General features: G+C 33.6%; 21 protein-coding genes and 2 tRNA genes. 11 read left to right on the top strand and 12 right to left on the bottom strand.

Going from position 1 to position 22,509, the window contains the following annotated elements; translation table 11 throughout:
* The first annotated feature begins 134 nt into the window (after positions 1 to 134).
* Positions 135 to 2,207, top strand: coding sequence for a prolyl oligopeptidase family serine peptidase (locus WFZ85_RS11880; RefSeq protein WP_342696513.1), 2,073 nt, complete (start codon positions 135 to 137; stop codon positions 2,205 to 2,207).
* 143 nt (positions 2,208 to 2,350) lie between these two features.
* Here WFZ85_RS11880 and WFZ85_RS11875 read toward each other — a convergent pair whose 3' ends face one another.
* A complete protein-coding gene (locus WFZ85_RS11875) occupies positions 2,351 to 2,650 on the bottom strand; it encodes a hypothetical protein (protein ID WP_342696512.1) in 300 nt (99 codons plus the stop codon).
* A gap of 483 nt (positions 2,651 to 3,133) precedes the next feature.
* Positions 3,134 to 3,207 (bottom strand) — tRNA-Arg (locus tag WFZ85_RS11870).
* A 684-nt stretch (positions 3,208 to 3,891) separates the two neighbouring features.
* Here WFZ85_RS11870 and WFZ85_RS11865 point away from each other — a divergent pair.
* From WFZ85_RS11865 to WFZ85_RS11855, 3 genes are read left to right on the top strand one after another with little or no spacing between them, the layout of a single operon-like run.
* Positions 3,892 to 4,821 (top strand): hypothetical protein, encoded by a 930-nt coding sequence (locus WFZ85_RS11865; RefSeq protein WP_342696511.1) that lies wholly within the window; start codon positions 3,892 to 3,894, stop codon positions 4,819 to 4,821.
* 5 nt (positions 4,822 to 4,826) lie between these two features.
* On the top strand, positions 4,827 to 6,206 hold the full coding sequence (locus WFZ85_RS11860; RefSeq protein WP_342696510.1) for a S8 family serine peptidase: 1,380 nt from the start codon (positions 4,827 to 4,829) through the stop codon (positions 6,204 to 6,206).
* Between the two features lie 5 nt (positions 6,207 to 6,211).
* Positions 6,212 to 6,910, top strand: coding sequence for a T9SS type A sorting domain-containing protein (locus tag WFZ85_RS11855; RefSeq protein WP_342696509.1), 699 nt, complete (start codon positions 6,212 to 6,214; stop codon positions 6,908 to 6,910).
* Between the two features lie 89 nt (positions 6,911 to 6,999).
* Here WFZ85_RS11855 and WFZ85_RS11850 read toward each other — a convergent pair whose 3' ends face one another.
* The 8 genes from WFZ85_RS11850 to WFZ85_RS11815 form a co-directional block, all read right to left on the bottom strand.
* Complete coding sequence (locus WFZ85_RS11850) at positions 7,000 to 7,806, bottom strand: class I SAM-dependent methyltransferase (RefSeq protein ID WP_342696508.1); 807 nt, start codon at positions 7,804 to 7,806, stop codon at positions 7,000 to 7,002.
* Between the two features lie 500 nt (positions 7,807 to 8,306).
* Positions 8,307 to 8,380: transfer RNA gene (locus WFZ85_RS11845), tRNA-Arg, on the bottom strand.
* A gap of 71 nt (positions 8,381 to 8,451) precedes the next feature.
* Positions 8,452 to 8,595, bottom strand: a complete 144-nt coding sequence (locus WFZ85_RS11840) for an SsrA-binding protein (protein WP_342696533.1) — start codon at positions 8,593 to 8,595, stop codon at positions 8,452 to 8,454.
* A gap of 63 nt (positions 8,596 to 8,658) precedes the next feature.
* On the bottom strand, positions 8,659 to 9,540 hold the full coding sequence (locus WFZ85_RS11835) for a hypothetical protein (protein ID WP_342696507.1): 882 nt from the start codon (positions 9,538 to 9,540) through the stop codon (positions 8,659 to 8,661).
* A gap of 236 nt (positions 9,541 to 9,776) precedes the next feature.
* Positions 9,777 to 10,502 carry a hypothetical protein gene (locus WFZ85_RS11830; protein WP_342696506.1) on the bottom strand — a complete coding sequence of 242 codons (726 nt, stop codon included), beginning with the start codon at positions 10,500 to 10,502 and terminating at the stop codon, positions 9,777 to 9,779.
* 333 nt (positions 10,503 to 10,835) lie between these two features.
* Positions 10,836 to 12,788 (bottom strand): M56 family metallopeptidase, encoded by a 1,953-nt coding sequence (locus WFZ85_RS11825; protein WP_342696505.1) that lies wholly within the window; start codon positions 12,786 to 12,788, stop codon positions 10,836 to 10,838.
* 1 nt (position 12,789) lies between these two features.
* Positions 12,790 to 13,149, bottom strand: a complete 360-nt coding sequence (locus WFZ85_RS11820) for a BlaI/MecI/CopY family transcriptional regulator (RefSeq protein ID WP_342696504.1) — start codon at positions 13,147 to 13,149, stop codon at positions 12,790 to 12,792.
* A gap of 137 nt (positions 13,150 to 13,286) precedes the next feature.
* The gene (locus WFZ85_RS11815; protein ID WP_342696503.1) at positions 13,287 to 14,510 is read right to left on the bottom strand and encodes an MDR family MFS transporter; all 1,224 of its coding nucleotides are present in this window, start codon (positions 14,508 to 14,510) and stop codon (positions 13,287 to 13,289) included.
* A gap of 146 nt (positions 14,511 to 14,656) precedes the next feature.
* Here WFZ85_RS11815 and WFZ85_RS11810 point away from each other — a divergent pair, with 146 nt between their 5' ends.
* From WFZ85_RS11810 to WFZ85_RS11780, 7 genes are all read left to right on the top strand, one after another.
* On the top strand, positions 14,657 to 15,244 hold the full coding sequence (locus WFZ85_RS11810; RefSeq protein WP_342696502.1) for a DUF1684 domain-containing protein: 588 nt from the start codon (positions 14,657 to 14,659) through the stop codon (positions 15,242 to 15,244).
* Positions 15,244 to 15,891 (top strand): TatD family hydrolase, encoded by a 648-nt coding sequence (locus WFZ85_RS11805; protein WP_342696501.1) that lies wholly within the window; start codon positions 15,244 to 15,246, stop codon positions 15,889 to 15,891. Before WFZ85_RS11810 ends, WFZ85_RS11805 begins: the two co-directional genes overlap by 1 nt.
* Before the next feature lie 98 nt (positions 15,892 to 15,989).
* Positions 15,990 to 17,408, top strand: a complete 1,419-nt coding sequence (locus WFZ85_RS11800) for a choice-of-anchor B family protein (protein WP_342696500.1) — start codon at positions 15,990 to 15,992, stop codon at positions 17,406 to 17,408.
* 4 nt (positions 17,409 to 17,412) lie between these two features.
* Positions 17,413 to 18,756 carry a hypothetical protein gene (locus WFZ85_RS11795; protein WP_342696499.1) on the top strand — a complete coding sequence of 448 codons (1,344 nt, stop codon included), beginning with the start codon at positions 17,413 to 17,415 and terminating at the stop codon, positions 18,754 to 18,756.
* A 125-nt stretch (positions 18,757 to 18,881) separates the two neighbouring features.
* Positions 18,882 to 19,601, top strand: coding sequence for a tRNA threonylcarbamoyladenosine dehydratase (locus WFZ85_RS11790; protein WP_342696498.1), 720 nt, complete (start codon positions 18,882 to 18,884; stop codon positions 19,599 to 19,601).
* Between the two features lie 27 nt (positions 19,602 to 19,628).
* Entirely contained in the window at positions 19,629 to 20,120 is a 492-nt protein-coding gene (locus WFZ85_RS11785; RefSeq protein WP_342696497.1) for a DUF1648 domain-containing protein, read from the top strand.
* A 1-nt stretch (position 20,121) separates the two neighbouring features.
* Positions 20,122 to 20,781 (top strand): HAD family hydrolase, encoded by a 660-nt coding sequence (locus WFZ85_RS11780; RefSeq protein WP_342696496.1) that lies wholly within the window; start codon positions 20,122 to 20,124, stop codon positions 20,779 to 20,781.
* Between the two features lie 67 nt (positions 20,782 to 20,848).
* On the opposite strand, the gene WFZ85_RS11775 is transcribed toward WFZ85_RS11780, so the two are convergent.
* Together WFZ85_RS11775 and WFZ85_RS11770 are read right to left on the bottom strand one after the other, a co-directional pair.
* A complete protein-coding gene (locus WFZ85_RS11775; protein ID WP_342696495.1) occupies positions 20,849 to 21,073 on the bottom strand; it encodes a hypothetical protein in 225 nt (74 codons plus the stop codon).
* 81 nt (positions 21,074 to 21,154) lie between these two features.
* Complete coding sequence (locus tag WFZ85_RS11770) at positions 21,155 to 22,441, bottom strand: cryptochrome/photolyase family protein (RefSeq protein WP_342696494.1); 1,287 nt, start codon at positions 22,439 to 22,441, stop codon at positions 21,155 to 21,157.
* Positions 22,442 to 22,509: the final 68 nt, after the last annotated feature.

The raw sequence follows: 22,509 nt of genomic DNA, 5'->3' as shown, positions 1-22,509 counted from the left end.
CAACCCTCGCAGGGTTTACCACCCTGCGAGGGTTAAAAAACCCTGCGAGGGTTAAAAAACCCTGCGAGGGTTAAATAAATTATTTTTAACTATCTTAGTTCAAATTTTCACGACTTATTCAAACAACAAACACCATGAAAAAATCCATTCTAATACTACTGTCAATGATCAGTATCAATACAACCCTAATCGCACAAGAAGACAAATTCCAATGGTTGGAAGACGTTGACAGTCAAAAGTCATTGGAGTATGTAGAAGCTCAAAACAAGATGACCTTGGAAAAACTCAGTCAGTATAAAGACTATCAAACCATTTATGAGAAGAGTTTGGCCATATACAATGCTACAGACCGTATTGCCAGTCCGTCTATTCAAGGGAAGTATGTCTACAACTTTTGGAAAGATAAAGAGCATCCGCGTGGCATTTGGCGTCGTTGTTTGCTGGAAGACTATCTCAATAAGACTATAAAGTGGGAAACTTTGCTCGATATTGATGAAATGGCCAAAACTGATGCTATTAAATGGGTATTTAAGGGTGCATCTGGTTTGCATCCCAACTATGATCGGTTTTTAATCAGTCTCTCCAAAGGTGGCGGTGATGCGGTTATTGTGCGTGAATATGATGCCGTGAAAAAGGAATTTATTGCAGATGGATTTACCATGCCCGAGTCGAAAGGTAGTGTGAGTTATGCTGACGAGAATACCGTTATCGTTGCGACCAATTTTGGCGAAAATACCATGACCACTTCGGGCTATCCGCGACAAGTAAAATTATGGAAACGCGAAACAACCATCACGCAGGCACAACTCCTTTTTGAAGGTGAAGTGACTGATGTATCTTCCAGCGGTAATGTCATGCATGATGGTGATACTAAATACATCATGTTACGACGAGGCACCACTTTTTATACTGGGAAAATGTTTGTTTGGCAAGATAATAAAAGTATTCCTTTAGACCTTCCCGATGACGTTGAAGTACAAGCTTTGCTCAACAACCAATTGGTAGTGCAGTTAAAATCAGATTGGATAGTAAATGGCAAGACTTATACTAGCGGAACGCTTTTAAGTTTAACGTTCACTGAACTGTTGAAGGGCAAAAAAGAACTGGCTGTAATTGTAGTGCCTGATGCGCTTTCGAGTATTGACGGTGTCAGTAAAACCAAAACAAAACTACTAGTTAATAAGTTGACCGATGTTACAGGAGCGTTATATAGCTATACTTTTTCGAACGGAAAATGGACAAGTCAAAAGATGGATACCCCTAGTTTAGGCACCATTTCGATAGGTAGTACGGACAGTAATTCCGATCGCTTTTTCTTTTATTATCAAAATTTTATTGTGCCTTCTAAATTATATTTGGCTGATGCGACTAAAAATACTTTTGAAGAGTATCAATCGTTACCTGCCTATTTTGATGCGAGTAAATATGAAGTAAAACAATTCAAAGCCAAATCAAAAGACGGTACGTTGGTTCCCTATTTTGTAGTGCATGCCAAAAACATGAAGTATGATGGGAGCAATCCTACTTTGGTTTATGCTTATGGTGGTTTTGAAATAGCTAGCAATCCTTCTTACAATGCAACCAATGGAGTTTCGTGGTTAGACTATGGCGGCGTATATGTGTTGGCCAATATTCGTGGCGGAGGTGAATATGGACCACAATGGCACCAAGCGGGATTAAAAGAAAAGCGCCAGAATGTGTTTGATGATTTGTATGCTGTTTCCGAAGATTTGATTACTAAGAAAATAACATCGGCAAAACATATGGGTGTTATGGGTGGAAGCAATGGTGGATTGCTTGTAGGTGTAGCCTTTACCCAACGTCCTGATTTGTATAATGCGGTAGTGTGTATGGTTCCTTTACTAGACATGCAACGCTTTAATAAATTATTGGCTGGTGCTAGTTGGATGGGAGAGTATGGCAATCCGGATAAACCAGAGGAATGGGCATTTATTAAAAAGTACTCCCCTTACCACAACTTGAAAAAAGGGACGAATTATCCCGAAGTTTTCTTTTATACTTCAACACGTGATGATAGAGTTCACCCAGGTCACGCTCGAAAAATGAACGCCTTGATGAATGACATGGGATACAGTACCTTTTATTATGAAAACACAGAAGGTGGCCATGCTGGTGCTTCAACCAATGAGCAAACCGCACAAAGAAATGCGATGACGTTTGCTTATTTATTGATGAAGTTAAAGTAAACCAAACAACAAGTTGCTACAACAAAAATGCTTTTAGATTACTAGAAGTTTTTTTTTCTAATTACACTTTGGCTCTGGTCAAACTTTATATGATGTTGCTTATTTATTGCAAACCCTACAGAAGAAGAACAGTAGCTAAAAAATTAGTCAAAAGGATCGGTATATACATGCATAATAATGCCTTCAGTGATAATAACTTCACTGTTTCCAATTGTAGCACGTCCCGAAAAAGTGGCACTGAAACAAGTGTTTGTATTGACCGTTACTTTGGTTTCTAACTCGCTAAGAGCAAAATCGCCTTGAAAAGAATTACCATTGGCAACCCTAAAGTACTTAAAGGCTTCAACAACATTGGTTCCCGTTTTTTTATAGGGTAGCTCTAAGATAATATCGTAGGTATCCTGTTGTGGAGTGTAAACACCAGTAACAAGATGCAACGTCAAAGTATGTATAGTGTTTATTTCGAATTATGCTAAAGTCGCATGGCCAATAATAATCATTGCTTGCTGGGCAAAACTGAATAGCAATGCAAAATACAGAAATATTGCATACTAATAACAGAGCTCTATGATTTATTAAGTGTTAAAGTAATCAATAAAAAGTTTATGATGTGGTAATGCAAAGTCTTTTTCAATCAGAGATTGAAAAATCTTTTTTTGTACCAATTTTACTTTTATGAGCAAGCTCACCAGTAAAATTGGCACAAAAAAAGCCCTGATTTGCATCAGAGCTTTTCATTCGTAAGTGACCTCGACTAGAGTGACTTCGTCCATCCAGATAAAGCTCCGTAGTGGAAATGAAAAGTCTTTTTCAATCCTATATTGAAAAACTTTTTTTGTGTATAAAATTGCTTTTATGAGCGAGCTCAACATCAATTTTATACACAAAAAAAGCCCTGATTTGCATCAGAGCTTTTCATTCTTAAGTGACCTCGACTGGATTCAAACCAGTAACCTCTTGAGCCGTAATCAAGTGCGCTATTCAGTTGCGCCACGAGGCCTTTTTTGTGGGTGTAAAGATAGCTATTAATTTCAAATATGCAAACTGGAAACGGATTTGGATTTAAAATAGAAGTGCACAACTGGCTTGAAAATTCCAATTATTAAAACGGGACAGGTTTAGCAGATATATCTATTTATTCTTTGAATACTGCAACTGAAATTAAGTGAAAAATAAATAGTTCAACAGTTTTAATAATTTTTTCTTCAATAAGTGATTGCAATGGTATTTCAATTATCGATACTTAGCATTGCAATACCATTGTAATGTTTCACAAAACCATTGCAATGTTTCACAATCCCTCTAAAATAATGGTGTATTCATATTAAACACCCATTGCAATAATTGTCTTAAATTATTACAAATATGATATTTTTAATTAAAATAGTCTCCTTTTTCCGCTATTTAATTTATATGTTTTGACTTTTACGCCCAATATTACTAAATGTAAAATTGTCTTTTTTCTCACATCATTTATTGTAGATTTTGTCATTTCCGCTAATTTCTCTCGTAAAATTTTATCTCCAATGTTTTCTGACTAGATAGCTACTAATATATTTTAAGTACTTGTTTACTTTGCCGAATTTTATCCCATTAAGCGACTTGAAATATTTAACATTAAATTAAGTAACTTAGATTTTTTTCATAACATTGTATAACTATCAAACAATCTAAATTATTATATATGAAAAATTTAATTTTTGTAATTGCTCTGATGTTATCCGTTAATGTAATTTTTGCCCAGCTTCTTCCAACTGGAACTGCTACAACTGACAATAAGTATCGTTCTGGCGGTATTGGTATTGGTTATTCTACTGCTCCAACATTTGAAACTAATAAATTTATGGTTGCAGGAGGGACTTCTTATTTCGGAGGGAATGTTGGTATCGGAACTCTAACACCTTCAGAAAGTTTGAACCTAACAACTGGTAATCTTAAATTAGACAGTGGGAGAATGCTTTTCGGTACAGTTGCAAATTTTAATGATACTGCATATAATTGGGCTATAAAATCAAACAGACCATTTTTAATAGCAAGTTCATCAACTCCGATGATAGAAATACAATCAACCATTTCAAATGCATATGGTTTTTTGAATTTAGCAATTGCACCTGTAGATTACGGGTTTTCAAATGTATCAAAAAAAGGGGATGTCATTTTTAGAGGTTATACTAGTGGTAGTATGATTTTTAATTGTGAAGGAACGGGGAATATTAAATTTACGACCATTGCGGATACACAGCCAGCAACTCAGTCACAAGTTCAAATGACAATAACAAAAACAGGTAATATTGGTATTGGAACTGAAACTCCGGATACAAAGCTAGCTGTGAATGGTACTGTCCATGCGAAGGAGGTTGTTGTTGATCTTTTAGGATGGCCTGATTATGTTTTTGAAGATGATTTTAATTTGATGCCTTTAGAGGAGGTAGAAAAATATATAAATGAAAATAAACATTTACCAAATGTTCCAAGTGCTAAGGTGGTAGAATCGGATGGACTAAATTTAGGGGAAATGAACAAAAAATTAATAGAAAAAGTTGAAGAATTAACATTATACGTCATTCAATTAAATAAAGAATTGCAACAGGTTAAAAGTCAACTAAAAAATTAATAGTTATGAGAAAACTATTTTTAATAATTTGTTGTTTGTTCTTTTCTTATGGTCAGGGACAAAAAATATACAAACACTACATGTATTTGTATAATTCTTCATCTAAACCAGAATTTGCTACCCAAGGGTCTTATTTGCTTTATTCTGGTAATGATAGTGGATTAAGAAGTTTCTTTGCTAAATATAAAATATTAAGTTTTGATAGAGGATTTCCATCAACCAATTGGGAAAGCTTTTCTAGGGTTTTAATATTAGAGACAGAAAGTGCCACTTTAGCTAACGATTTGATTTCTAACTTTCCAACTATTTATAGGAAGACAGAAGATTTAACAGATATTAAGCTAGAATTGTTGGCAGCATATCCAAATGATTATGGAAACACTAATCCTAATGGGAATACAGGTGCAAACATTCGGAGAAATGATTTAGATTATATAAATCTTCCTAAAGCTTGGGACTTAACAACGGGTATAGACATTACTTCTGGTGTTCGCACAAAAATTGGTCTTTCGGATGCAAAAATAAATGACAATAATATAGATTTTATTAATAAGGTAACTCACATTGGAGTTGGAACTTCGTATTTACAAGGTTTAGCTTATAACCCTACCAATCCAAACACAGCTCATGGAACAGCAGTTGGCGGGATAGCAGCTGCAAGAGGAAATAACGGTTATGGTTCAGTCGGTGTTTGTTATGATTGTGATATTGTACATGCAGCTTATGGTAATTATGATAATTTATTAAGACTTGCTGAGAATGGAGCAAGAGTAATAAATATGAGTTGGGTTTCACATTCATCAACTACTCCTTATGTTAGAGGTTCAAATCAATATTATGAAGTACAGCAAATGACAATTGATTCAATAACTAAACACTACAAAACAGTTTTAGTAGCGGGTTCAGGAAATTGGTCTTCTTATCAAACTGCCACTGATCATCTTTGTTCAAATTATTTTGGCACTACATGGGGAATTAACTATTGTTTTCCTGCTTCTTATGATGGCGTAATATCTGTATCAGAGGTAAACTATGAAAATCCATTAACCTTACCATTGGTGCCAGCTCTAGGTGCTACGCCATCTCCTTTTGGATTTATGATTTATTCAGGAATTCAAGGTTCCATCACTGATATAAATGGAACCGATGCATATAATCCCGTCGGCTTCTTTTATAATGGTTGGGAACAGCATTGTTCTTGGGGGCAAATGATAGAAAGTCCAAGTGGGCTTGTGACTACCGCTACCACTAATCCTGAAGTTGATATTTTGGCACCCACGGCAAATACTTTTAGGTTTGATATATATATACTGAACAAAATCAAACAATTTTTTATTCTGGAGGCGGAACTTCAGGTTGTTCCCCAAGGGTTGCAGGAACAGTAGCATTAATGAAAACAATTAATGATTGCCTTACCCATGACGAGGTAGATGATATTTTAAAATTAACATCAAAAGATGTTGAAAGTTTTACTTTAAATCAAGTTTATGCAGGTCAGATTGGCGGAGGTGCCTTGAATTCAGGAGATGCAGTGACTTTTGTAAATGAAATGAAAAAAACTACTAGACTCGCTATATTGAAAAATCATGTTTTCAAAAGATTTGATTTCAAATTAGATAAAATCAACAATAAATTATTAGTTGAGAATGTGTCTTTTAGGGATAATTGTAAGGCTGCCTTGACTGCAAGGAATGAAATTCGACTATTACCAGGAACAAGATTTACTCCAAACAGTACTGGAAGTATATTCTTAAAAATAAACAGTTCTATGGATATTAGCTGCGCACCAAGAGTTTACTCAAAAACTGCCTCAACACAGGAAACTAATTCAAAACCAGAATCAAAAATGGTTTTATACCCAAATCCTAATGATGGCAATTTTGATTTGTTTAACATAGACTTTGAAGAGTTTGAGAGTGATAAGCTTAATGTAGTTGTTTTTGATATAAACGGTAGGTTGTTATATGAAAATGAAGTGTCCATAGGTAGTAATCCTAATTTTGAAATAAAAAATCTAAAAACAGGTCTTTATATTCTGAAAATATCATCTGAGTCTAAATCGAAAGAAATTAAGTTCATCAAGAATTAAACTATTCTTGTATCAACTTATTAAACAAAAAATGCCGGGTATATCATTTTCGGCATTTTTTAATTTAAATTATATAGAAAAAAAATAATTTACTTCTTTTTTACAATCCATACATCCTGTGGTATCCAATCACCACTTTTTGGAATTGGCTCCGCATAATGTTCTAAGATTTGTACATCGTTAAAAAGATTTTTCATAAACCCTGATGGTTGAAAAGCCGAAAACATTCTATAACCTTCTTTTACTTTATCGCGAATTACCAACTCACCATTGTTAAACTTTAAAACTTCTGAACGGATTAATTTAGTTTTAAAATTATCTCCCTGTGATGTCAGTAATAAAATACCATTTGGTTTTAATATTCTTTGTAATTCATTAAGCCATTTATAATGTAAATCCTCTGAAAGATGCGTGAAAATTGAAATCCCATAAATGACATCAAAAAAATTATCTGAGTAAGGAAGCTTTGCCTCTAAGGAATTGAGATTAAAGCTAATTCCCGGTAAGTTTTTTGCACACCAATCAATGGTTTGTTTATTATAATCTGTTCCATAATAGGAACAACCGTTTCCAATAACTTCTGGTAAATGCCTAATCACTCTCCCTGGCCCACAACCCCAGTCAAGTATTTTTAAATCCTTTAAATCAATGTACTTGCCAAAATACTCCGACAACCATTTTGCAGTACTGATGCCTCCCTCATAATAATTTGTATAGTCAATCTGAAACGACTCAAACATAAGATAGTCATTAGGCAATTTAACATCAGGATTATTCTTTTTGAAAGAGTTATTTTTTTTTCGATTCTTGCAACGTTCAATAGAATAATATGCCCAGTCCGCCATATAAATCAATCTGAGCCTTCTTAGAATATTCGAAATTTGTCCTTTATTCATTTTTAATTTTTGAAATTCAAATATAGCAAAATCATTTGTGCATTTGCAACTAATTTTAATCCATAACTAAAAAAGACGACTACTTTTTCGTGAACCCTTCTTTAATTGCCACTCTTTTGAGAACCTTCTAAAAGAAAGATTTAAGTCAAGCTTACTATATTTTGATATTGGATAGATGAATTCGAATTGAAGTATTTAAAATTGGTATTCAAAATAAAAAAGTAATATTTTATAAATAAATTGTCCAAAAAAAAATAAATTTTATCGAAGCATTTATTAAAAATAAGAATATGAAGAAACTACTATAGCTAGTTGGAAAAAAAAATAATTTTTATTAATAAAAAAATAATTTAAAATATCTTGTTTACAGACTTATTATTTCTTAATGGCAGTTGCTAATTATAAGTAAAAAGGAAAAAATTTAAATGTTCATTTGACAACTTTCGTTGACTAAAAAATGAATAAAACCACTGTCAAATACTTAAAATAGCCTAATTCAGTGACCTCGACTGGATTCAAACCAGTAACCTCTTGAGCCGTAATCAAGTGCGCTATTCAGTTGCGCCACGAGGCCTTTTTTTGTGGGTGCAAATATAGCTATTAATGTGAAATATGCAAACAGGAAACGGATTTAAAAGCATAATTTTACTTTTTCAAAGCACGTGATGTCACAAAGTAACGCCAACCGATAATAGCCATTTGCCATTTTTTGGCTTTGCTTAGATCCAATTGTTGCTTGGAAAAGCTCGGTAATAGCAATTTGTTTGCTTTGGCTAAGAGTTTGTACATCATAGTGTTATTTTGTTGTAAAAGTATAAAAAAAGAAGCCGTCGAAGAGACGGTTATTTTATATTACACTTTCTGAGTTTTTAAAGATGATTTGGTTTTTTCTAACTCTTTTCTGGTTTTTTTGAGTTCTTCTTTTGCTTTTTTTAATTCCTCTTTTGATTCTTGCATTGACTTATCACTTTCATCGGGTTGATTGTTGCCTTGTTGCTTTTGCATCAATTGATTGAGTTGCTCTTGCATCTTTTTCATTTGCTCGGCTAAGTTGCCTTGATTGCTAAAATTTGGGAAATCATCAGCAGTAGAGTGCTCTATTTTGTTGTTTTTCTTAAGCTCTTCAATTTCTTCTTTAGTATAGTCGTCACCACCTTGCACAATCTCACCATCTTCTATAATTAATGGATTTTTACCATCTTTTCGAATAAACATTCTCGATTTTACAGCGGCATTATCATCGCTAAAATTAAAGCTATACGATTTGGAATTTTCATCGTCGCGACCTTGTCCAAAATTGAAAAATTGCATTGGATTTTGGCCGTTGGGAAAACTTCCAAAACCATTAGCACTAGCAAAAAGGTCACTATTTTTTGGTTCACCAAAACCTACGTCTTCCCCTTGTTTAAAAAACTTGATGGTATTTATCGGTTTTTGATTATCCATTTCCATAGCGCCTTTATTGCCTTTTCTATCGGCATACGTCACTTTGATAGCGGTTATTTCTCCAATACTATTTCGTTTTACATTATCATAGGTAATCGTTACGCCATAGTCTGCTAATGCTTTGATATCGTCTTTCATTTCTTGCTCGGGCGTGTTGGCATTCCAAGTCATCACGATATCACCTTTGCTATCATTTTGCTTTAAAACAAATGGTTTCTTGTCTTGTGAAAAACCATTCCCTATTACGATAATAAAGGCTACCAGCGCTAAGTTTAGTTTTGTCTTCATAAGAATATAAGTTTTAATTTTAGAGTTTAACAAACTTATTAAAAGATGTTTTTTAGTAAAAATGATTTAAAAATTTTTTAACTAATTCTCGCTTTTTTCTTCAATTTGTTTTGACTAAAGAATATGTTATTCTAATTTTCGAATAATAAAAAAGACCATCGAATTAATGGTCTTTTGCTACAATAGGATTATTGTTTATGGAAAACTAATTTTAAAGTTTTTTAGATGTAAAATTGTTATTTGGATTTCTCATCACTATTTTTTTTATATTGTTTCAAATCATCTAGCTGTTTTTGAATTTGGTTTAGTTGTTTGGAATAATCTTGGTTACCTTTTTTGTAATTAAATTGTTTGTATTCTCCACCGCCAATACTACTTTCTTTACTTCGCTTAATTACTTCGTCAATCTCTTCTTTTGTATAGTCAGCTCCACCTTCAATCACTTTGCCATCTTCAATAATTAAAGGTTCTTTACCCGTTCTTTGAATGCTTGTTATAGTTCGTGATCCTGAAGATTTTTTATTTGCATATGTAAAATTATAGCCTTTCATTAGGGCATCTTCTTGATCAACTGATGAATGTAAAGTTAAACCACCACTCAATATTGGCAGCTCTCCAAAACCTACTTCATTATTTTGTTTGTAAATTTTGATATCACCTATAGGATTTTTAGTATCATAACTCAATGAACCCTTTTCACCAATTTTTGTTTTATAAGAAATAGTGATGGCTATAATTTCATTGTTATCATTTCTTTTTATATTACTGTATTTTAAAGTAACCCCTTTTTCAGCAAATACTTTGACATCGTCTTTCATTTGTTGTTCGGGTGTGCTTTTGTTCCAAGTAACAAAATAAGTATCCTTCAAAAGTTTAATCAAAGGATCATTTTCACTAGTTTGTGCAAAGGAATTAAAAGCAACAAATAATAATAAACTTGCAAATTTAAGGGCGTACTTCATGATTTAAGATAATAACCAAATTTAGTAAGTTTAAAATAGCAAATAACAATGTTTAATAGTATTTTAACTTATCTGATAACTAATACACCTTTTTCTTTTCCTATGAAAATATCTCCAATTCCTTTTTTGTTTTTAAACGCTTTACTAATTTTATCTTCACTGTTCTCAAGGGTAATAGAAATGGCAGTAATTAGTCCGTTTTTGTCTCTTTTTACTTTATCAAAAGAAAAATTGATTTTATTCTTGGCTAAAATACTTTGATAAAATTCTAATGCTTCTTTGTCATTAGATTTAGTTATTATAAAACCATCGTTTCAAGGAATGCTTATTTCCCTATTCTTTTCTTTCTATTTTCTTTTTTCTCTCTTCCAAAATTTTATTTCTTTTCTCTATTTTTTTATTTCTAACTTTCATTCCTTCTTCCTTTTCAGATTTATTTGATTTAGAATTTTCTTGTGCTTTTAATTCAAGTTCTTTTTTCTTTTCTAAATTTTCATTTGAATTAAATTTTTCTTGTATCGGGATTGATTTTGCGGCAGGATTATTTTTTTCATAGTAGGCAACAGTTTGAATTTCGATAACACCATTTTTTGCTTTATCACCATATTTTTCAACAATATTTGAAGAAGAAGAGTTGAGTACATTAACATTGCTAATATCGCAAGCATTTACTTTTTCAAATTCTTTCTTTGAAATTTCTTTACCATCAAGTATCATTAAAGGTTCATTAAAGTTTATAGTACTAACGTCATTAAAATCAGTAATAGTTTCTTTTAAAGCTAATTCAGAAAATGGATTACTAAAAATCAGACTTGTTTCTTTGCTGTTTGGAACTTTTGATTTTGTTGACCAATTCGTTTCAATAACGATTATTTTATCCTTATCGGTGACACCATATTTTTGCATGGATGCTTTATCAGTGACTATCGAAATGCTTTCCAATCCTTTTGGATCAAGATAGTTTAAATCTTCTTTACTGTAACGTTCCCCGTCAACAAAAATTATGGCATCGTCTTCTGTAGACTCAATAGTTGTTATTTTTTTCTCATTTACTTCATCTACTGGTTTTTCAACTAAATCGGGGTTATCATAAAACCCAAACGAATACTCACCGTCTTTAATTTTACTTATCTTAAAAAATATAGGTCGGATAGGAATGGTTCTACTTTGTGCGACCTTGCCTTTATTTCCTTTTTTATCATTATAACTGATTTTGATGGCTATAATTTCACCTTTGGCATTGCGTTTTACTTTATCAAATTTAAAATTGATATTGTATTTGGAATTAATGGCTAAAGCCTCTTTTTTTAATTCATTATCGGAAGATATTTTATCAAAAACATAAGCAATTTCTAGCGGATTGGTTTCTTTTACGATTACTGTGGTATACTTTTCGGAAGTAGCTTTAGTTTGCGCTTCAACTTTTATTTGAAATAAAAAGATAAACCCAATTAATGCTGGTATTACTAGCGCGTACTTCAATGAATTTCTTTGGTGTGATTGATTTTTGTTTAACATAACGATTCGTTTTTTGATTAATGATTGATAAAAATTATTGGTGACCGATAAGCAGTCTGGTGTAGAAACTATTTTGAGTAATGCCTTTTGATAGGATTTTTTATCTTCCAATTGGTTGATGGCTTTGTGGTCGGCAATGTATTCTAGGTTTTGCGTGATAGCCTTTTCATATAACCATACAAAAGGATTGCACCAAAAAACAACACAAAACAATTTAGCTACTATGATGTCAATGGAATGTTTCTCTTGACTGTGGATTTTTTCGTGTAGTAGGATGCTGTTTAACTCGTCTTGCGTATATAAATTTGGATTATAAACGATGTAATGGAAGAAAGAAAAAGGAGAGATGTTTTTATTTAGATTAACTAGTTTAAAGTTATCAATTACAATAACTTGCTGTTTGCTAATGATTTTATATAGGGAAACAAAATCTACTACTATCTTGAGCAATAACACACAAGAAACAATACCATAGAGTAAACCTAGCATCAACATCCAATCAATGGTTTCCGCGACAGGAATAGCTTGTGTAGTTGCAGTTGCATTGGTATAAGCTACCAAATCTTCCAACGCTATTTTTGGTCGTTCTACATAAACCACTTTAGTAATGGTAAACAACGGCAATAGGAGTGAAGTGAATAATCCAGTAATCAAAAACCAACGGTTACTAGTAAAAAAAGTTTCTTTGTGTACCAAGAAATGATATGCTAAATAAAACACGGCAATCAAGCCGCTCGATTTTAAAAGATAGATGAATAGTGTTTCCATGCTAGTTCTTTTTTTCGATTATAGCTAGAATTTCTCGAAGTTCATCGGCAGATATCTTTTCTTCTTCGGCAAAAAAGGAAACCATATTTTTATACGAACTATTAAAATAGGTTTCAATGGCCGTGTTCATAAACCGCTTTCTATATTCTTCCATTTTCACAATAGGGAAGTACTGGTGCGTATTTCCATAGGCATGATGCGAAACAAAACCCTTGTCTTCCAGATTTCTAATGATAGTCGAAAGCGTGTTGTAGTGTGGTTGCTCATCTTTAATTTCAGCAATCACTTCTTTGACGAAGGCCTTTTTCAGTCTCCATAAAATCTGCATGATTTCTTCTTCTTTGTTCGTTAACTTTTGCATAATGATTAGGTATAAATCTGGTTATCTTTTATGATGAAACAAACATATAACTATTTTTTTAGTTACACAACTATATTTATAGTTATTTAACTGTTTTTTAAGTTTAGAAAGAAAATAAAGAGTAGTAACAAGTTTTATTATAAGGTTTTATATTCGTTCTGAATCAGACGATACACCCAAATACCTAATATAGCCCCAAGAATTCCAAGCATTCCCATAAAAAACCAATTGGCTTGATAGCCATAACGTTCAATAATTTCCATTCCGGTTTTAGCACTCAGGATGTGTGCCAAACTAAAGCTCATGGTGTAAATAGCCATGTAGCGACCTTCATGCCCTTTTGGTGCGCGGCTTAATGCTACCGAATTCGAAAACGGAAAAGCAAACATTTCGGCAAAAGTCATAAAAAGCATCATGATGATAAGAATGCCTGCCCAAGTGTTGATGAGCATCAAAAACATACTGATAGCCATAAACAAACTACCAAACGAGACTATTTTTATTTTATTGATGTTTTTTCGTTCTACATAGCCCACAATCGCCATTTCACAAAAGAAAACTAGCACTCCATTCAGGGTCAATAATAAACCCGTTTCGAATTCAGACAAATTGAACTGTTCGCGATGATACAAAGGAATAGTCGTAAACAGTTGAAAGAATAAAATGCCTGTAATTAAGCACGTAGTGAGAAAAATCCAAAAAGGTTTGTCTTTAAAAACTGAATGCGTGAGGACATCGCCTGGATGTGCTGCATCTCTAAAAGCTGTTTTTTTCTTTTCCTTCACCATAAGCCAAAAAATGACAATAGCCACGATACAAGTCATACCATCTGCCCAAAACAAGCCACGATAACCAATATTCATGATAATCAAACCGCCCAAAGCTGGTCCGGCAGCAAAGCCAAGATTAATTGCCAGTCGCACCAAGGTCAAGGCGCGCGTTCTATTTTCGGGCTTGGCATAAGCACCAAGTGAAACGAACATCGCCGGACGAAACATATCAGCCACAACCATAATAACAAACATACTAATGCATAGCCCAATAAAACTCGTGATAAACTGTATTACAAAAAAAAGCAAACCACTAGTAAATAAGCTAAAAATCATTATTTTATAAAACCCTATCTTATCTGATAGTTTACCACCGAGCCACGAGCCCAACATAGAGCCAACTCCGAAACATACCATAATCCAACCGACTTCACTGTAAGAGAAGTGCAAATCTTCCTTTAGGTATTTTGAGAGAAAGGGCAACACCATCGTTCCGGCTCGATTGATAAACGTGATAATGGCGAGTATCCAAACCTCTCGAGAAAAGCCTCTGAAATTATTGATGTAGCGTTGAAAAGCAGTTTGAAGCATGAAGTGATGATTTTCTCCGCTACGCTCCAACCAATTCGGCAATGCTGCGGATTAGTTTGTAAAGTTACGAAGTTGCCGAGTTTCTGAGTAGCTAAGTTTCTGAGTTTGCAAACAAATTTTACTGTATTTTTGTTAAAAACTGTCAGATGAAGAAAATACTATTCTTATTGCTATTGCTTTCTGTTTTTTGGTTAACTGCTCAAGAGACTTCAAAAGAATTCCAAGACAAACTCAATAAAGAGTATGGAAATAAGGAAGAGAGTCCGTTAACTGACGAAGATTTTAAGGTTTTCAAAGGCTTGGATTTTTATCCGATTAACGAGAAGTTTACAGTAGAAGCCCAGTTTACCAGAACACCGAACGAGAAAGTGTTTAAAATGAAAACATCAACCTCACGAGCACCCGAATATGTAAAGTATGGCGAATTGTTGTTTACTATTGATGGAAAAGATTTCAAACTGAATTTGTATCAAAATATAGAATTAATTAAAAAAGCAGGTTTTGAAGATTACCTTTTTCTGCCTTTTTCCGATTTGACTTGCGGAATGGAAAGCTACATTGGAGGAAGGTATATTGATATGCGAATTCCAAAAAGTGCTACTATGACTATCGATTTCAATAAAGCATATAATCCTTATTGTGCATACAATTACAAGTATTCTTGTCCAATAGTTCCTTTAGAAAATAATTTGGACATAGCTATTTTGGCTGGTGTAAAAAAGTTTCATGAGTAATGCAGTATTTCAATTTACATACTCATAAATTTACCAACAATCCTAATACATTAGAATTAGTCAACCAATTTCCTTGGGAATTTGATAACAATATTCCACACTATTCTATTGGTATTCATCCATGGTACATTGACGAAAAAAGATGGGAAAGCGATTTGACAATTGTTGAGGAGAAACTAAAACAATCAGAATGTTTGGCTCTTGGTGAGTGTGGATTGGATAAACGAATAGAGATTCCCATGACTGTGCAAATCGAAGTTTTTGAAAGACAAATTGCATTAGCTGAAAAATATCAAAAGCCAATAGTGCTTCATTTGGTAGCTGCTTTTGACGAACTAATCACAATAAAGAAAAAGCTAAAATTTACTGTCCCAATGATTATTCATGGTTTTTCTAAAAATGAACAACTAGCAAAGCAATTGCTTGCCAACGGTTTTTATCTTTCTTTTGGTAAATATTTATTGCGTAATCCAGATTTAAAAGAAGTGTTTCAATCCGTTCCTAACGATAGATTTTTTCTCGAAACCGATACCATCGAGGAAACATTAGAGTCGGTATATGCTTTAGCAATAAAATACAAAGGAATGTCTTTAGAAGTAATGCAAAATCAAGTACAATCCAATTGGGAAAATGTCTTTGGAAAGTAACAAATTAATACATCTACATACGAAAACGATTTTTTAAGAAATGTTTTTAATTATTTATAATTCTTTTCAATAGCTTTGGGCTTTATTACAAAAAATCTATGAAATTAAAATTACTTATAGCTGCAACAGTTTTTACAGCTTATTCTTTTGGTCAGACACTATGTTCTTCTGGATTTGCTGGTTCTTTCCCATGTAACAAAGTAGATTTATTGTCAAATTTGACTTTTTCTCAAATTGGTGGTGTAACAAATACACAGGGGAATGATTGTTGGGGTTGGACTGATCCTGTAAGCGGAAAAGAATATGCCATCATGGGTTGCACGAGTCATACTTCATTTGTGGATATTTCAAATCCAGTGAACCCAATTTATTTAGGAAAAGTAGTGTCGCATAATAATATCAATAGCATATGGCGCGACATAAAAGTTTACAACAATTATGCGTTCATCGTTGCGGAGTCCACAGGTCACGGAATGCAAGTTTTTGATTTAACACGATTGCGTGGAGTAACTACACCACAAACTTTTCTTCCCGATGCGCGTTATGGTGGCTTTGGAAATTGTCATAACATTGCCATTAATGAAGCCACTGGTTTTGCCTATTGTATTGGATCGAATACATTTTCAGGAGGCATACATGCGGTAAATATTCAAAACCCTTTGCAACCCACTTTCTCATTCGGTTATAATGCGCAAGATTATACCCACGATGCTCAAATAGTGATTTATAATGGTACAGATACTCAACATACTGGTAAGGAAATATTTTTTGGATGCAATGAAGATAAAGTGGTAGTGGTAGATGTCACTAATAAATCTAATCCTATTTTACTATCAGTTTTTAATTATTCAAATATTGGTTATACGCATCAAGGCTGGTTAACCGAAGATAAAAAGTATTTTATCATTGGAGACGAATTGGACGAAAATAACTTTGGTTTCAATACGCGTTCTGTGGTAATTGACATGACTGATTTGGATGCGCCAACAGCAAAATTGGATTATTTTGGAACGTCACCAGCTATAGACCATAACGGCTACACGCAAGGCAATAGGTTTCATTTGGCCAGTTATCGCGCCGGATATCGCGTAATGGACATAAGCAATATTGATAATGGACAAATGAATGAAGTTGCATTTTTTGATACGTTTCCGGCAAACAATAATGCCCAATTTAATGGTGCATGGAGTGTATATCCGTTTTTTGCCAGTGGCACTATACTAGTTAGTGATATTGAAAGAGGATTGTTCATGGTGCGTTTAAGTTCGTCGCTGACCACCAATGAAGTTCAAAAAGGCAGTGTGTCTTTAGCGCCAAATCCAGCAGCAGATTTGGTGTCACTTGTTGCAGATTTTGACATCAAGACCATTGCAGTATTTGACATATTAGGCAAACAAGTGTTGACTACATCATTTGAAAACAGTACTACTGTTAACCTCGATGTTAGTTCGCTTCAAAGTGGCTTGTACTTTGTAAAAGTAAATGAGCTGCAAGTTCAAAAACTGATAAAAAAATAATAAGATGCATAAATATTTTTATTTTTTGCTTGTAGCCGTTTTATTTTCTTCTTGTGAGTCAAATGAAGGTGCTTCTGAAAATTCTTTTAAAGGCAGCATAGCTTGGTCAAAAACCATGGGTGGAAGTTTACAAGATAAAACTACAAGTGCTGTGGCCACACCAGACGGCGGTTTAATTGTAGTGGGTTACACCCAAAGTAATAATGGCGATGTCATTAAGAATTACGACTTGTATGATGTTTGGGTTACAAGAATGGATAAAAATGGAGCGGTTATTTGGAATAAAACCTTTGGCGGTTCCGATAATGATTATGGTTACAGTATTATAAGAACTTTTGACAATAATTACGTCATAGCAGGTTATTCAGGAAGTGCCGATTATGATGTTTCATCAAATGAAGGAATGCACGATTTTTATATTCTGAAAATTAATGAAAATGGTGATAAGTTATGGTCTAAATCATATGGTTTTTCCAGTCACGACCATGCACACAAAATCATTCAAATGAGAGATGGTGGCTTTTTTGTAGCAGGTTTTGCAGATTATTCTGGACTTTCAGGTCAAGGAGGCGATAATGGTGAAGGACATCAGATGGGTAAAGGTGTGCTACATGGTGTGGGAGAGTTTTTTGGTATTCGATTGGACTCTAATGGTGACTTCAAATGGTATCGTTATTACGGTGGTATGATGAATGACCGCGTAAATGATGTTGTTGAAAACGAAGATGGTGGTGTAATGATGGTAGGTTATACTGAAAGTACCGATTTTGATGTCGAAGGCAACAGAGGAAGCTATGACTACTGGGTGGTAAATATTGACTTTGAAGGACATTTACATTGGAAGAAAACTTTTGGTGGTAGTGATATCGACCAAGCTTTTGGTATTGTGAAAACAGAGTTTAATTCTTATTTAATTGTGGGTCAATCCAATAGTGTAGATGGAGACATTTCTAATCCCAAAGGAAATGCCGATGTTTGGGTTATCCACATCAACCATCATGGTGATTTGTTATGGGATAAATCATTTGGAGGAAGTCAGTTTGAGTCGGCAAATGGTATAAAAAGAGTAGGTTATAATCAATATGCGATTATTGGACATAGTAGAAGTTCGGATGCTGAAATTGTTAACAATGGACAAAATGATATATTCTTATTGCAAATTGACGCCAATGCAAATACCTCGGCACATTGGATAAAAACCTTCGGTGGAACCAGTTTCGATTTTGGTGTGGACGTAGCTCCAACTGATGATGGTAAATTATACCTTGTAGGCGATACACAAAGCAATAACCTAAATTTCGCCGAGAACAAAGGGATGAACGACCGTTTTGTAATCAAATTAGAGTAATTATTTTAGTTTAGCCAACTGTTTTAAAAAGTTAACGCTAGTAATCTTCGTCATTATTTCTTATGTTTTTTAGCTATTTTTGCGACTTAAAAATAGTATTATTACTGCATATCTTTTAGTTCAATATGGCAAAGTGGCAAGAAAGAGCTGAGCTCTTATTCAAATCAGAAGGATTACATAATTTAAAAAATGCCAACATTCTCGTGGTGGGTTTGGGTGGTGTTGGTTCGTTTGCAGCAGAGTTCCTGGCGCGTGCTGGTGTGGGAAATATGACCATAGTAGATGGCGATGTAGTTGATATTACCAATATTAACCGTCAATTGCCTGCGCTACATTCTACCGTGGGATTATCAAAAGTAACTGTAGTAGGCGATCGTTTGATGGATATAAATCCCGAATTAAACTTGACACGATTAGAAGAATTTCTCTCTCCTGAACGTGCATTAGAAGTGGTGACTTCCAAGTATGACTATGTTTTAGATTGTATAGACAGTGTTACGCCCAAACTGAATTTAATAATTGCTTGTAAAAGAAAACGAGTGAAGGTCATTTCGAGTATGGGTGCAGGAGGAAAGATGGATGCTTCTAAAGTCAAGGTGGCCAATATCAAAAATACCACTAATTGTCATTTGGCTAAAAACATCAGAAAGCGATTGAAAAAAGTGAAAATTGACAAATTAAAAGTCGTTTTCTCCACCGAAATTCAAGATGAAAGCAGTTTAAAGATGACTGATGGTACTAACTATAAAAGATCGTTTTATGGTACCAATAGTTACATGCCAGGTCTTTTCGGTTTGTATGCCGCAGAAACAGTCATTAGGTATTTAATACAATTGAAAAAATAGAACTAGTTAAGTCTTTCTTCATAATAAATGCAACCTAAGATCAAAATCCCCTTAACAATAACCGATAAGATTTTGGAAATTATCGGTGTGCTTTTGTTGCTGTTTTTTTGGGTTTACACGATTTATCATTACAAGGAATTACCCGAAATCATTCCGACTCACTTTGGAGCCGAAGGTAAACCTGACGGTTATGGTAACAAATGGACTATTTTTTCTTTACCAGCTGTAAGTGCTATAATGTATGTTGGGATAACTATTGCCATTCAGTTTCCTCATCGCTTTAATTATCTAGTTACTATCACACAAGAAAATGCAGAAAAGCAATATTTGTTAGTTACTCGGTTGTTTCGTATAATGAAATTGACGGTGTTAGCAACATTTTTTTTACTTGATTTTCAAACCATTCAAATTGCTTTGGGTCAACCGGATATTTTTGGCCGTTGGTTTTTACTTCTTGTATTTGCCATGATATTTGTTCCGTTATTTTATTTTTTAATTCAATCCTCTAAAAACGCATAAAGTGATACAAACTGTAATTTTCGATATGGATGGTGTGATTGTAGATACAGAGCCAGTCCATCATTATGCCTATAATCAGCATTTTAAACAGCTCAATATTGACGTTTCACCAGAAATGTATGCTTCGTTTACGGGAAATTCAACTAAAAATATATTTGAAAAATTAAAAACACAATTTGATTTACAAGAAGAAGTAGCTACTTTAGTGGAAACCAAAAGACAATTGTTTAATGAAGCATTTGACCATAAAGAAGATTTGTTTTTATTAGATGGAGTAGAAGACTTAATTCATGATTTACATCAAAACGGAGTTCAATTAGTTCTGGGTTCGTCATCAGCTAAGGTCACTATAGATAGAGTTTTCAAGCGTTTCGGATTGCATCCTTATTTTTCACATATAGTGTCTGGAGAAGATTTTCCTCAGTCTAAACCGCATCCGGCTATTTTTCTGCACGCCGCTTTTTTAGCACAAACTCCTGTTGAAAGCTGTATCGTTATTGAAGATAGCACCAATGGAATTTTAGCGGCTAAAGCAGCTGGAATTTATTGCATTGGGTATGATAGTTTCCATTCAAAAATGCAGGATTACTCTAAAGCTGATAAAGTTATTTCGCATTTTAAGGAATTGAATTTTGAGAAAATTAAAAATATCCGTTTTTAATTCCACGCTTGACGAAAAATTAAAAAAGCCAATTTTACTGGCTTTTTTTACTTGAAGTGACTAAAGTTTATTTTTTTACTTCAATTTTAACGTCTTTACTGTTAACGTCTACACCGTCGCTACTTACTTTTACACTTGTTCCATCGGCTTCTTTGACAGTGTCCTTTACAATGACAGTCTCCTTTTCAATAGTTTTAGTTTCGACAGTTTCGGTTGTTTTATCTGCTTCTTGTTTACAAGAAACAAGGAATAGCACTGAAAAAAGCAATGCTCCAATAGTCTTACATTTCATAATATAAAATTTATAATTAATTGTAAATGTATGACTTAATAGCTTAATTAAAATTTAAATTGGCAATAAATATCACTTACATTAACCTACTGCTTCTTTATATACCTTCAAGCAACGCTCTCTAGCCTCTTTATGATCGACGATAGGTTGTGGATAAAATTGCGTGTCTATTTCAGGAATCCACTTTTTGATGTATTTTAAGTCTTTATCAAACTTTTTGATTTGTTCTGTTGGATTAAAAATTCTGAAATAAGGTGCAGCATCTACGCCACTTCCAGCAGCCCATTGCCAGTTACCAACGTTACTCGATTGTTCGTAGTCTAATAATTTGGAAGCAAAATACGCTTCTCCCCAACGCCAATCTATCAATAAATGTTTGCATAAAAAACTAGCAGTAATCATTCTCACTCTATTATGCATGTGTCCTGTGGTGTTGAGTTCGCGCATGCCAGCATCTACAAATGGATAGCCTGTTTTACCTTCACACCATTTTTGGAATAAATCTTCATTGTTATCCCACTTTACTTCATCATATTTAGAACGAAAACTAGCTTTGTTCGTGTGCGGAAAATGCCAAAGAATTTGCATAAAGAACTCACGCCAGATTAACTCTTTGAAGAAGGTCTCGTTTTTACTTTCGATGGCTTTTGCAACAATCTTTCGGATAGAAACAGCACCAAAGCGCAAATAAATACCCAGATAAGATGTTTTATTTAAAGCAGGAAAATTTCGCGTAGCTTCATAATTATCAATCAATGCATTTGAAATATCGAAAGGAGTTACATTGAAAGATGATGGCGCAAAACCAATGTCAGATAAACTTAAAAAAGGGTACGAATGTTGTGTTATATTATCTAAATATTCTTCTGATTTATAAAAAGTTACTTGTATCTTCTTAAAGTTTTCTTTCCATTTATTGGAATAGGGCGTGTAAACAACATATGGCGTTCCATCATCTTTAACCACTTCGCTTTTTTCAAAAATAACTTGATCTTTACTCGTTTTAAATTCAATGCCTTTGTCTTTGAATAAATGGTATAAATCTAAATCCCGTTTACGTGCATAGGGCTCATAATCATGATTAGTATAAACGGTCTTTATAGAATTTTCAGTAATTAATTGCTTAAATATCTCAATAGGTTTACCATGAAAAACGGCTAATGATTTTCCAATCTTTTGCAGTTGGTTTTGAATTTTTTCTAACTGCTGATGAATGAAAGTTACACGAGCATCGTCCGCTGGCAATTGGGAAAGAATATCTTCATCAAAAATAAAGACAGGCAACACTTCTATACCGCTATTTAAAGCGTGAAAAAGACCAACATTATCGTCCAATCGTAAATCGCGTCGAAACCAGAAAATATTCATTATATCTACTATTTTTGTTTAAATTGGTTTAAGGTGGTTTAAAGTAGTTTAAGTTTATGAAATGTGGA

Source organism: Flavobacterium aureirubrum, assembly GCF_038739835.1.
Taxonomy (GTDB): Bacteria; Bacteroidota; Bacteroidia; order Flavobacteriales; family Flavobacteriaceae; genus Flavobacterium; species Flavobacterium aureirubrum.
This window is presented reverse-complemented; position numbering and strand designations above follow the sequence as displayed.